Raw genomic sequence first — 12,127 nt, forward strand, 5'->3', positions numbered from 1 at the left:
GACATTAGACGATGTCGTGGACCCGGGGGCTTAGCCGTGGGACATCGCCATGGGATGCCGCGACTCAGGCGTGAAGACCGGAACGGCGTTGGCAATGGCGCTGTGCTTCCAATACCGCACCCTGAACGCCAGCATTCCCCGTGCCTCGGATTGCTCGAACAATGCACGTGTCCGGGTGTTCCGGGGCAGCTCGTCGACAATTTCCAAGGCGGCGTTGGGAGGCGAGACATGGATGAAGCGCAATGCCTCGCTGGGGGTGTCCAGCATTGCCACGAGAACCGGGCAATCGTGGACAGAGACCAGAGCCATGACATCTTCCGCAGGCTCATGGGGTTGTGCAATGATCACGGGCATGCCTTGAACCCACCCGTACCGGCTGAGATGGCGACGTCCATCTCGTGATCCTAGAAGTTCCGCGACGCGTTCAGCAGTTTTCGACCTGACGATACGTCCTGGCATTATTACTACCTCCACTTTGCTCGTAACTTTCGAGTGAATCCCCATAAGTCACGCCGCTTCCAACCTTGCGGCATGCCCCGTCGTGCGGGCATAGTTCGCCATCAAGAAGAAGCAGAGTGTGCCTCCAATCTAATTGACTTGAGTAGCGTTCGGGAGTGGTGGCAAACAGCTTTCAGGATTTTTTCAGCTTTCGAAGTGATCGCAGTGACTTTCCTGCTTTTGTCAGTTGGGGATTTTATTTTTCCAAGTCAGGCTCAGGTCAATGCATGCGACCGTCGGAGCGATGGACGATTCATTGCGCGCGAGGCCAAGCGTGCTTGCCCGGCTCGCAGGGATTGATGGGAAAAGGATGGGAATGCAACATTCTGGTGGTTGGCCGTTGCAGGCAAGACGTAGGGTTTCAGAATCCGCCGCCTCGTGGGAGCGGATATCGACACGGGTTTTGACCTTCGCCGAATCCATAAGGCGGAACACTCAACTGAATATCGCCAGGTCCCGCGCCGCGTCTGGCTAGCTCCACCCGGGCTCGCGAGAGCGGCTGAATTTACGCGCAGCACCAGGGAGGCAAGAAATGAGCAGTTTTGGCATAGAAGAGGAATTCTTCTTGTTCGATGGGGAAACGGGGTTGCCCGCAGATTCAGCCGGGGAGCAGTTTCGGCAGGCCCTGGATTCCCAGCGCGATGGCGAGGTGCAGAATGAATTCTTGGCGTGCCAGATGGAGCATGCCAGCGCCATCTGCCAGGACCGGGAACAGGCCTTGGAGGAATTGGCTGCGTTCCGCAGGGATCTGGCGGCGCAAGCGGATTCACAGCAGTTGCTGGTCGCCGGGGTGGGGACGGCACCTATAGCTGCCCCTCGGCCTCCAGAACTCGCCGACAATGAGAGATATCGCCAGATCGGTAAATTCCTTTCCGGGATCGCCTCGGAGCATTACATTTGCGGCTTGCACGTACACGTGTCCGTCCCTGATCCGCAGTCGGGCGTCATGGCGCTCAATTTCCTGCGCGGCTGGTTGCCCTTCCTGTGCGCGTTGGGCGCGAATTCTCCATACTGGAAGGGCGCGGACAGCAGCTTTTCATCGTGGCGGACGATTCACAGCAGACAGTGGTCGGTGCAGGGAATTCCGCCATATTTCAAGGATTACGAGGATTATGCCGCAAGGCTCCAAAGAATCAATGACGCGCCGGCTGTGCCGGACTCGGGCCATATCGGATGGGCTGCCAGGCTTTCGGACAAGTATCCAACGATCGAGATCCGCGTTGCTGATTCGCAGTTGAGGGCCCATGATTCGGTATTGCTTGCGGTGCTGATGCGCGGGCTGGTGGATACCGCGCTGTCCGGAAAGCATGTTCCCGCGGATTACTTACCGGAGATCTTGGACCTGTCGTTGTGGCAGGGTGCCAAGCATGGAATCGGCGGCGAGCAAGTGGACACGGAGACGGGACGCTCGGCAACCGTGGAGGACATGGCCGGGAAGATGCTTCGGCTCATTGAAGATGCCTTGAGGGCGCATGGCGATTACGAGTTTGCGGTAATTTCATTGAGGAACCTGCTGGAGTCCGGCAACGGAGCGGTGCGGCAGCGGGCAGCTTTCGACCAGGGAGGCCTTTTGCATTTGCTGGCCAACGCCCATGCTGAAATGCAGATGTAGCCGGAGTGCAGCGTGGCATCGGGATTCTCGTTGAAGTTGAGGGCCTCGCGCAAGTGTGCGGCGCCGGGACAGCAGGAACGGCCCAGGCACCAGCAGGCCCTGCCGGATAGGAACCGGCAGGGCCTGCTGTATGGAGTTGCTAGACCCCGAGGGAGTCGCGAAGGCGCGCCACGTGACCCTGGGCATCCACACCGTATTCGATCTGGCGCACGGTGCCATCAGCGTTGATGACTGCAGTCGAGCGCAGGGTTCCCACAAGGGTCTTCTCGCCGATGGTCTTTTCCCCGTAGGCGCCGTAAGCGATAGCCACCTCATTTTCCGGATCGGAAAGCAGCGGGAAATTCAGGGATTCGTTGCTGGCGAAAGCAGCGATTTCTTCTGGTGCGTCCGGGGAGATGCCCAGCACGGAGTAGCCGGAAGCCTGCAATGAATTGAGGTTGTCGCGGAAATCGCAAGCTTCGGTGGTGCAGCCAGGGGTCGCGGCCTTGGGGTAGAAGTACACGATGACATTCTGGCCAGAGTAGTCGGACAGTGAAACGGTGGCTCCCGTGGAATCCTTCAACGAGAACGAAGGGGCAGGCTGGCCGGGGACCAGTGGAGTTGAATTCGAAGCCATGAGCATCAACTTTCGTATAGTGATAATTTATTTTCATTCTATGCGATGGGATGCATGGATTGCCAGAGCCTTGGCGTGCTTGCCTGCCTCGAATTAAACACCACGCCGGCGGACCATTCAGTCCGCCGGCGCAGCTTCAAGGGAGGAGGGGTCAGTCATTATCGTGGCTGTGCTCCCCGCCGCGCACCTTGGCGTCATGCGGCTGGGCTTCTGCGCCCTTCCGCCCGGCCTCTGCCGGGTCTGCGCTATTGCTCTCGCCGAAGCTGCCGGTGCTGGCTTCGCCGCCCTTGCGTGCCTGCTCTTCGGTGTCCTCGCGGTTGCCGAACTGTCCTGGGTTGTTCTTGTCTGCCATTGCGGCTCTCCTTTCGTCAGCCTCCCGACCTTTTCGGGAGGGCAACTACGAAATTACGAAGCTGGGCGGGCGGCTTCAACAGCTCGCGGGGAAATTGAAACAGTACCCAGATCTATTCCAGTTGGTGTCCAAGGAACTCGATCTTGCGTTCGATTGTGCTAAAATTTTCCGCCTCGTTCAACGGCTCTGGATATCCAGCGGGTTCTGTGCAAGCACCCTGGCACAAGCTGCCGTGAGTGGCCCTGGGCATGCCCATTCCTTGGTCCGCCGCCAACGTTGGCCGATGATCCTGCGTCCAACACGGGAACAGGCTGGATCCCAGGATGAGTGCATTATCCGTCCAAACCCCTAGCCTCCAGCGAGCGCGACCAACGCTTGGCCAGAGCCTGCATGGCCGCGGCACTCGCTCCGGAGACCACTGCGAATGAAAGCACCTTGCCCAGGGCTGCCTGCTGTTGTTCTTCCGGATTGGCCAGCGAAGGCGGCAGCTCGCCGGTCGCTTTCCGCCATGCAGCCGAGACGAGCCTGGATCCCACCCATCCGGCGCCGAGGGACAGGAGTGTTGTGAAGATCTTGGCCAGTATTCTCATTTTTTCCTCTTTTCCGTTAATGCTGGGTCCGTGGGTTCCCACCGGACCTCCTGCGGATCCTTGTCGTCCCGCCATCCGCGCCACACCGGGTGGCGCAGCAATCCGGCGCTGGTCACTTCGCTGCAGCGCACTTCGCCCACCAGCTTGGGGCTGACCCAGCGGGCATCCTTGCGGTGCGAAGCCGGGACATCTTTGGCGGCCGGCGTCTTGCGTTGAAGCTTCTCCAGCCGGTTGCTTATCTCGGCCAGCTGGGCGTCGCTGAAACCGGTCCCTACCCGGCCCGCGTAGCTCAGTCCCTTGCGGCCCGGGACGGCCAACAGCAATGAGGCGAAGCTGCTGGCCCGTGCGCCGCTGCCTTCCCGCCATCCGATGACGATAGCCTCCTGGTGGATTTCGTGCTTGAGCTTGATCCAGCTTCCGCTGCGCTGCCCGGGCTCATAGAGCGACGCGCATTCCTTGGCGACAATGCCCTCCAGGCCGAGCTCTTGGCTGATCTGCACTGCGTCGGCCACCGTACCGTCATAGGCCGGTGGGATCTTGGCCCGGGGGTGGTCGAGCTCCAGGGATTCCAGCCGACGGCGGCGTTCGGCATAGGGCAGGGCCGTGAGGTCCTCTGGTTCTCCTGACGCGGAGGGCAGCTGAAGGGCGTCGAAGAGCAGGTACTGGATGCTGACGGCGCGGGCTTGCCGGGTCTGCTTTTTGCGCATCGCGGCGACGTAGCGTTGCAGAAGCGAGAAATCCGGCCTGCCAGCTTCATCCAATGCAACGATTTCCCCATCGAGCACCGACCGGTCAGGCAAGAGGGAACCGAGTTCAGCCAAATCCGGGAAAACAGCGGCGAGCTCATGGCCATTGCGGCTGAGCAATGAGAGGACGCCGTCCTGGACTGCCCCGATGGCGCGATAGCCATCCCATTTCATCTCGAAGCTCCAGTCCTGGGTGCTGGAAATGTCCGTGGCGGTGCCATTGGCGGCCAGCATCGGGCGGGGCGGCTGCAGGGACAGGTCCTCCGTGGGCTTCCGGTGATCTGGTTCCGGCGGGCCCGAGGCGCTGTCCGTCGCCGGCTGGTCCTTGGCCAGCTGCAGCAGCCAGTTGTCCTTCCCGCCCATGCTTGGAGCGTGGATCAGCACAAAACGCCGGGGGATCCCGCCGAGCCCGCCGCTGGGCTTGCCCTGCAGGATTGCGATGGCTTCCTTGCCTTCGCGCCATTTCTCGATGGTGCAGGTGCCCGCATCCCAAATGGATACTTCTCCAGCGCCATACTGCCCCTTGGGGATCCTGCCTTCAAAGCTGGCATAGGACAGTGGATGGTCCTCGGTCATCACCGCCAGCCGCTGGACGCCGGTTTCCATCGGCGGCCCCTTGGGCACCGCCCAGGAAACCAGCACCCCCTCATGCTCCAGACGGAAATCCCAGTGCAACCTGCGGGCATGATGCTCCTGGATCACGAAACCCGGCGCGGAACCCTTCTGGCTGCCGGCCGCCTGTCCTGGCTGGGCGGATTGCCCGGGGACCGGCTCAGGAGTCTGCAACGCATCGCGCTTGGAGCGGTAGGCGGCCAATCGATCAGGTTCTTGGCCGGGCGCGCCGAGGGCGGCCAGGGGCGCCAGCGGGTCGATGCCTTCTTCAAGCCGGTCCAGCACATCCTGGAACTCCAGCTGCCTCAGCCCGGAAGCCTCTATTTCCCGCCAGGTCCTGGGCGCGGCGACGGTGGGCCGGGACCGGCCGCGCAGGGAGTACGGGCAGACGGTGGTTTTCGCGGCATTGTTCTGGCTCCAGTCGACCAGGACCTTGTTCTCCCGCAGCGAGCGCTTCATGCTGGCGACCACCAGCTGCGGATGGTCTCTTTGCAGTGAGGTGGCCAGCTCCTTGGCCACTTCGCTGATCTGGTCCGAGCTGTACTTTCCGTCCAGGCCCGCATACAGGTGGATGCCCTTGGAACCCGACGTGACCGGGAAGCTGCGCAGATCCATGCCCTCCAGGATCTCCCGGCAGATCAGGGCGACTTCGGCGCATTGCTCCAAGCCGGCACCGGGGCCGGGATCAAGGTCCAGGACCAGGCGGTCCGGGTTCGACGGTTCCAAGGCGGAATCGAAGCGCCACTGCGGCACATGGATTTCCAGGGCCGCCACCTGCGCGATCCAGGCCAGCACAGCTTCATCGTTGACCAGCGGGTAGGTGTTGGAGTGGGTCTTATGCCTGAGCCTCGCGCGGGGAATCCAGCTGGGTGCAGAATCTTCCAGATCCTTGCGGAAGAATACCTTCCCTGGCTCCTCAGCGGTGCCGACGCCGTCCACCCAGCGCTTGCGGGTGGCCGGGCGCCACGCGGCGTGCGGGAGCAAGGCGGGGGCGACCTGCTGGAAGTAATCCATGACTTCGCCCTTGGTCGTCCCGGTCTGTGGATACAGGATCTTGTCCAGATTGCTGACCTTGAGTTCGTGCCCCGCAACTTTGGCGGTTTGCTCCTTGCGTGCCATTGCCGTTCCTCCGCTTGCCTCGTGCAGCAGAGTCTTGCGTAGATTGGAACCGGGGCGCCAGTGTTCCAATGGAATTTTGCGTCAAGGGCTGCGCAACCTCTACGATTCCTGCCAATTTGCCCGCGCTCCCTACACATCGTGGAAAAAGATGTTCCACTTGCCCCATGCGAGCAATCTGGACTGGATCAATTGCCTTCGGGCTGGTGAACGTCCCGGTCAAGGCCTATGGCGCCACCGAGGACCACGACATCGACTTGCATCAGGTGCATGGCAAGGATGGCGGGCGGATCCGCTACGAGCGCCGATGCGAAGTCTGCGGGAAGAAAGTCGCATACAAGGATTTGGACAAGGCCTATGAGGACGGGGAACGGACCATCGTGCTCACCGACGAGGATCTGGAAGAGCTGCCGGCGGAGAAGAGCCGTGAAATCGAAGTGGTGCAGTTCGTCCCGGCCGAGCAGATCGATCCCTTGATGCTGGAGAAGAGCTATTTCCTGCAGGCCGATTCCAAATCACCCAAGGCCTACGAGCTCTTGCGCCGGACCCTGGAGGATACCCAAAAGCTGGCGGTGGTGCGTTTCGCGCTGCGCCAGAAGACCCGGCTGGGGATCTTGCGCGTGCGCTCCAAGACGATGGTGCTGCAAGCGATCATGTGGGCCGACGAGCTGCGTGACGCGGACTCGGTGGCCCCGGAGAAAGCACCGCGGATCAGCCAGCAGGAATTGAAGATGTCCTCCACCCTGGTCGAGCAGTACAGCAGCGATTTCACCCCCGAAGAGTTCCACGACGACTACCAGGACCAGTTGCGGGCGCTGATCGAGGCGAAGATCGAGCAGGGCGATGAGCTGGACACTGAGGCGACATTCGGCGCCGCCGAGTCCGGGAGCGGTTCTGGGGAAGTCGTCGATCTGATGGAAGCGCTCAAGCGCAGCATCGAGGGGCGCGGCGCCAAAGCCAAGAAAGCTCGGGCCAAGAAGGCCCCGGCCACGAAGAAGGCATCAAACTGACAGAAGTGCCAATACCGGGATCCGGCACTGGCGCTTCGCCGCTAGGTGCACGGGTAGGACTGTCGTACTGGCCGATGTCCGTGGAGGTCCGCGGTGCGGGGCAGAGGAACTGGTCGTAGCGGGCGCCAGTGTCGATGAACTGGTTGAGCCAGACAATGCTGTGCTTGGCGATCGTGATGCCAGAGGTGCTCGGCCCAAACGGCCAGGTCCTCGAGACCCGAAATGCGGCGATGTCTTCTTCTGGTCGCGGTGGTCAGTCAGATGCTGGAATATACGCCCGCGTTGGCCTTGAAATTGTCAGCAACGATTACGCGGTGTTTCAGTACGCGATTCAAGGATCTGGCATATCGCGTTTCTGCACGCTAGAAAGGGCGGAACGAGAGAAGCCCGTTCCGCCCTTTCTAGGATTTATCTGGCGCGCTTAGCGGGCCTGGATTTCCGCTGCCTGAGGGCCCTTGGGACCTGACTCAAGCTTGTATTCAACTGATTGACCTTCTTCGAGGCTCTTGAATCCGAAGCTCTGAATCGCGCTGTAATGCGCGAAGACGTCAGCGGATCCGTCAGAAGGCTCGATGAAGCCGAAGCCCTTTTCAGCGTTGAACCATTTTACAGTGCCAGTAGCCATGTGTATTCCTAATTCTAAATTTGTGGATAAACCACGGTTTATGCGTGTGCCAATTTACTAGCACGGAGTATTTATTATGCGCGTCTGGAGACTTTTCTGGAGCCTGTTTAGGCAGTGATACCAGAACATCGAATTCTGAGTTCGGGTGGCAAGAATTATCAACAAAGATGCATGTAGTTACGGTTGAACTGGTTCTATAGAAACGCAGTTTCCAACCGAATGCCCGGCATGAGACGCAGGGACGAATATTTCAAATGACGCGATTCGCTCTCGTGGAAATCAATTCCGAGGAGGCGCTTATTAAAAATCCAAGGGGGAGATGTAATATCACTGATTTCTGCTTAGTCATATTGCATCGTTCAATAACCATAACATGATTATTGAACTTATGGTTAGGCGAAGCTGGTTGGAACCGGGCGCATGCCGTTGGATTCTCCCAGCGATCGGTCTCTTCACAAAATCGGATCTGGGGAGAATGCCGTCCACCTGCGCGTCGGTCAGTTGCCCGTCAGCTGCGTCAGCTTGAAGCCGATGGTTAGTAGTCGCTGAGCGCGATCGAGGCAGCCACGCGGGTCAATGCTTCCTCTTTGCTGACCTGGAGCAAGCCCGCGATCATTTCGATCATGGTTTCACCCAGCCGAGCCAATATCGCAACGGCCTGCGCGTTGCCTCCATTTAGCTCTGATGCCACGAGGAGAAAGGCTTCTCTGTCTTGTCGGACAAGCGAGGTAAGCAAGGCGACACCTAAAACTGCTTCTGGGCTATTGCCCATGAATTGTTCCCGTCGTTCAGAATGAATTCGAATGATTCTTCGGTGCTTGAGGCGTAAATTCAGCAGCATTCTGAGCTTATCAGGGTATGGGACGCCAATTTTCTCCCCGCTGTTCGTTGGAGTTCAAATCAAGCTTTGTGAATTTGAGGGTGCCCCTTCGATCTATTTCGTATCAAGTTTCCGGCTTAACCCGCACTACTAACCTGCAGGGCAGTAAATCAATCAGTGCGCAAGCACGGGCCATGGGCTGTCGGATTTTCTGGGCTCATATCAGTTCCCGCGGAATGAATGAATTCTTGATACTTGGTTTGCCGGCCGCGGTCTTGCGACTGGAACGGCCAAAAAATTTTGCGGGCATCTCGACTCTTTTCAGTCCCCAAAGGGGCCGTGGAATGCTGATGGTCTAAGTCCGCGTGTCCGCCTGTGCCCGCGACACTGTTTGGCAGATCCAAGACCTCGTAGGTGAAGCCAACCAACCAATTAAGATCTGTGGTCCGCGGATAAACCCTCAGGTGAAACTAAATCAGAACAAGGCTGTTCGATGGGCATTTCTTTGATTGGGGATGCCCCAAGTAGTGCTGGATCCTCTGGCCTGCCAGAGATGCAGCCACGAGCATCCATCTTGGCGACCTACTTTTGGAGGCGCCAACTGGCAAATTTCGGGGGTTATGGCCCGGATGCAACTACCTTGCGCCCGGGGATTTTCAGGCAACTAGCTCGTGCAGTATTTGGGGATTCTGATCTAGTGGATAACTCGCCTACTCTCGTGGGAGAGAATTGATATAGATGTCTTTGCAGGCCAAAGAAGCAAGTAAATAATGATGAAACTACTTCGCGATAGTTTGCTTGGGCCGCCGAATAAAGAAATGTGGTCCAGTGCTGTCGATTTTTTCTGGCCTAGCAACTCCACGATGAGAATTAATCGATGGACACCTTGGACTGCTGGCGCGATTGTGGCGGTATGCTGGCAGCCGGTAGCGTGCTTTCGACGCAAGCGGGTATCTCGTGCCCGGCCGTTTATGGCGGTGGAAAATGAATGTCCGGTAAGTTCTGGGCAACAGTGATTTTCATCCGTACAAAACAGAAGAGCCCCGGTTCATAAATTAGGTTGTGCCACCCATTGGTGCCGAAGCTCAGAGAGCGTCACCTGCGCCACGACAGCCAGCGGACGGGCCTGCGCTACGTTAGTTGAATCCAGGTCGAATGACGGTGCCGGAACAAAGCTCATGGCGTGCATGCCCGCGCCATCAGGGAATGGGCATATCATTCGTGCAATAAGAGACTAGTTAAGTTGTTGGGGATGAGATGAGATTTCGCCATTTGAGTATCGACTGCGCCGATCCGCACGCGCTTGCGATGTTTTGGAGCCAGATGACCGGATGGCCTATATCGGAGGTGGATGAACCCGGGGACTCCGAGGTGCTGATCGAGGCTCCAGCTCCGCTGCCGAGCCTGTTGTTCATCAGGGTGCCAGAAGCGAAAACCGTGAAGAACCGGGTACATATTGATTGGCAGCCGACCGCCCGTTGCCGAGATGCTGAAGTGGAGCGCGCGATATCCCTGGGGGCATCGATATATGAAGATCACCGTTCAGCGGATGGGCGGGGCTGGGTGAGCATGTATGACCCCGAAGGGAATGAATTCTGCATAGAGCGGGGAGAAACGGAACTGGTCGGTTGAGACCGGTTGCCTCTTCGCCTATCCCGTTTCAATTAGTGAAATTCTAGAGGCAATCCTCTTGCCCAAAAATAAAATCATTGATCTGCGCAAATGGTCCAGTCGATATCGGTCGATCTTGAGCTGCATGGTCAGCAATTGAGCGCGTACTCGGTGAAGTGGCCGCATTCGTTGAATCCAAGGCGCCGGTAGACGGGTGCTCCGTCGTGGGACGCTTGGAGTACTGCGGTGTCGTAGCCGATACTGCGGGCGGTGTGCAGGGTGGCCAGGGTGATGGCTGTTCCGTATCCTTGGCGGCGTTCCGATTGCAGCGTTGAGATGTTGTAGATGCCGGCGACTCCGGCGCTGAGGAAGACTTCTGCCGAGCAGACGGGGTGGCCGTCGGCGTAGCCGACCAGGTAGCGCGCTGGTGCATCGGCGGACAGCGCGGTTGCCGAGGCGTGGGCGTAGAAGCCCTGCACGGTGGTGGCTGGCGGGTTCCAATTGGCCGAGAGCACGGTTGCGTAGTCGGCGAGTTCTTCAGGGGTGCTCACTAGGCGGATGTCCAGTCCGGCGTTGTGGGCTTGGGGGAGTGCTCCACGCAGGTCTTTCCACATGCCGGTTTCGGTTTCTGAGGCTTCTAGCCCGGCGTTTTCGAGGTGCTCGGCCAGGTTGCTGGGTGTGCTGGCCGGGCCGACCCACCAGGAAAATGGACGTCCAGCAGAAGCCAGACGCTGAAGTGTCTGCGCGATGCGGGCGGGTGCGGTCGCTGCGGTGAATCGTGCGGCGGCGATGATGTTGAAGGTGTCGTCGCTGAGACCGCTATCAGCGATCATCAGGTCGTTGGTTTCAATGACGGCTGCGTTGTCCATGCGGCGGTGGAGGTGGCAGGCGTGTTCGGCCAGGTTCTGTTCCATGGCGAGTCGCGGATCGGGCATGCCGGGTGATGATTGCTTATCGCGTTCCATGATTATCCATACTAGACATGCAGGCTCGGCGTCTCCGCGGATCCACGTAGAACTGGCGGATTTCGGGCACCTGCCATCCCAGGCATCCCTGTTCTTGACCTCCGGCAACCTCCGCGCAACTCTTGCCGCGAGGCAGGTAGCAGGGAGGGGAATTGGCAGGTTTCAGCAACGCCAAGCGCCTTGCCTTCCTCCAAAAGTATTATTGACATGAATGAATAATTTATGCACTTAGCACTTCCACTAGTTGTTAAATAGAAAGTCACCCAGTTAAAACCGTAATATTTGCGAATATTGGACAAGAGTTCGCTTCTGGTTGCTAGATTCCCTTACATCAACACCCGTTGATACAACGCGAATCGCTCGACATCAGATACGGAGAACATCATGGAATTGGTTAACACTCTGCTTGCAATCATCAAGGGCCTTCTCGGTGGCTTGGGCGGCTAGAGGAAACCTCTAGAGCTTACTTCGAGGGGTCCTGCACCGGTAGCGGTGCAGGACCCCTTTGTTGTAAAGGTGCATGCCAGATCGTGCCCTCAATGATGAAGGTGCTGTGGAAACGATTCGGGTTGGCCGCAGTCGGCAATGCACAGGACGGCACCCGCCGGTTCCGGAAGCAGTATTTGAGCCTGCGTTCAGCACAGGAGCAGGCCACTGCTGATCCTGCCCGTTCGATCCCTGACGGGGTATTTGCGAATCCAGCTCTGAAGGGCTTGCGGCATCTGACCATTTGCGCCGGTTGATCGAAAGATGCCGCCCGCAAAATTCGCGGCTCGGTTCGATAGCGGAACACTTTGGAAGTTAACCAAATCTAGCGTTGCTCGGCAGTTGCCATATCCTGCTCAAACCAGCCATGCGTGAACAGCGCTGCCCCGGATGGACTTGATTCCTTATTGCTGGATCTGCTGCCTGCCAGTCTTCTGCACGTCCTGGTTTGTGCAAGCGCGGCAATTT

13 protein-coding genes are annotated in these 12,127 nt (G+C 58.7%); 4 read left to right on the forward strand and 9 right to left on the reverse strand.

Annotation, left to right across the window (positions count from 1 at the left end; all coding sequences use genetic code 11):
* Nucleotides 1-30: 30 nt before the first annotated feature.
* Nucleotides 31-348 (reverse strand): hypothetical protein, encoded by a 318-nt coding sequence (locus tag ACT7DV_RS07950; protein ID WP_444661691.1) that lies wholly within the window; start codon nt 346-348, stop codon nt 31-33.
* A gap of 682 nt (nt 349-1,030) precedes the next feature.
* On the opposite strand from ACT7DV_RS07950, the gene ACT7DV_RS07955 reads away from it, so the two are divergent.
* Complete coding sequence (locus ACT7DV_RS07955; protein ID WP_171919084.1) at nt 1,031-2,110, forward strand: carboxylate-amine ligase; 1,080 nt, start codon at nt 1,031-1,033, stop codon at nt 2,108-2,110.
* A 139-nt stretch (nt 2,111-2,249) separates the two neighbouring features.
* Here ACT7DV_RS07955 and bcp read toward each other — a convergent pair whose 3' ends face one another.
* The 4 genes from bcp to ACT7DV_RS07975 all read right to left on the reverse strand — a co-directional run bounded on the left by bcp (nt 2,250) and on the right by ACT7DV_RS07975 (nt 6,145).
* Nucleotides 2,250-2,726, reverse strand: coding sequence for a thioredoxin-dependent thiol peroxidase (gene bcp, locus ACT7DV_RS07960; RefSeq protein ID WP_444661692.1), 477 nt, complete (start codon nt 2,724-2,726; stop codon nt 2,250-2,252).
* A gap of 151 nt (nt 2,727-2,877) precedes the next feature.
* Nucleotides 2,878-3,078, reverse strand: coding sequence for a hypothetical protein (locus tag ACT7DV_RS07965; protein WP_061956178.1), 201 nt, complete (start codon nt 3,076-3,078; stop codon nt 2,878-2,880).
* Between the two features lie 332 nt (nt 3,079-3,410).
* Entirely contained in the window at nt 3,411-3,668 is a 258-nt protein-coding gene (locus tag ACT7DV_RS07970; protein WP_444661693.1) for a DUF4235 domain-containing protein, read from the reverse strand.
* Complete coding sequence (locus ACT7DV_RS07975; protein WP_444661694.1) at nt 3,665-6,145, reverse strand: ATP-dependent DNA ligase; 2,481 nt, start codon at nt 6,143-6,145, stop codon at nt 3,665-3,667. Before ACT7DV_RS07975 ends, ACT7DV_RS07970 begins: the two co-directional genes overlap by 4 nt.
* A gap of 164 nt (nt 6,146-6,309) precedes the next feature.
* On the opposite strand from ACT7DV_RS07975, the gene ku reads away from it, so the two are divergent.
* Entirely contained in the window at nt 6,310-7,152 is an 843-nt protein-coding gene (gene ku, locus ACT7DV_RS07980; protein ID WP_444661695.1) for a non-homologous end joining protein Ku, read from the forward strand.
* Here ku and ACT7DV_RS07985 read toward each other — a convergent pair.
* The 3 genes from ACT7DV_RS07985 to ACT7DV_RS07995 form a co-directional block, all read right to left on the reverse strand.
* On the reverse strand, nt 7,067-7,384 hold the full coding sequence (locus ACT7DV_RS07985) for a poly(ethylene terephthalate) hydrolase family protein (protein ID WP_444664803.1): 318 nt from the start codon (nt 7,382-7,384) through the stop codon (nt 7,067-7,069). The two genes, ku and ACT7DV_RS07985, sit on opposite strands and share 86 nt — an antisense overlap.
* 189 nt (nt 7,385-7,573) lie before the next feature.
* Entirely contained in the window at nt 7,574-7,777 is a 204-nt protein-coding gene (locus tag ACT7DV_RS07990; RefSeq protein ID WP_171919941.1) for a cold-shock protein, read from the reverse strand.
* A 535-nt stretch (nt 7,778-8,312) separates the two neighbouring features.
* On the reverse strand, nt 8,313-8,468 hold the full coding sequence (locus tag ACT7DV_RS07995; protein ID WP_444661696.1) for a hypothetical protein: 156 nt from the start codon (nt 8,466-8,468) through the stop codon (nt 8,313-8,315).
* 1,401 nt (nt 8,469-9,869) lie between these two features.
* Here ACT7DV_RS07995 and ACT7DV_RS08000 point away from each other — a divergent pair.
* Nucleotides 9,870-10,229, forward strand: a complete 360-nt coding sequence (locus ACT7DV_RS08000) for a VOC family protein (protein ID WP_253917573.1) — start codon at nt 9,870-9,872, stop codon at nt 10,227-10,229.
* 128 nt (nt 10,230-10,357) lie between these two features.
* On the opposite strand, the gene ACT7DV_RS08005 is transcribed toward ACT7DV_RS08000, so the two are convergent.
* A complete protein-coding gene (locus ACT7DV_RS08005) occupies nt 10,358-11,173 on the reverse strand; it encodes a GNAT family N-acetyltransferase (protein ID WP_444661697.1) in 816 nt (271 codons plus the stop codon).
* A gap of 530 nt (nt 11,174-11,703) precedes the next feature.
* Here ACT7DV_RS08005 and ACT7DV_RS08010 point away from each other — a divergent pair.
* Nucleotides 11,704-11,916, forward strand: a complete 213-nt coding sequence (locus ACT7DV_RS08010) for a hypothetical protein (protein ID WP_444661698.1) — start codon at nt 11,704-11,706, stop codon at nt 11,914-11,916.
* Nucleotides 11,917-12,127 lie beyond the last annotated feature (211 nt).

This window comes from Glutamicibacter sp. TV12E (assembly GCF_052441935.1).
In the GTDB taxonomy this organism is placed as follows: domain Bacteria; phylum Actinomycetota; class Actinomycetes; order Actinomycetales; family Micrococcaceae; genus Glutamicibacter.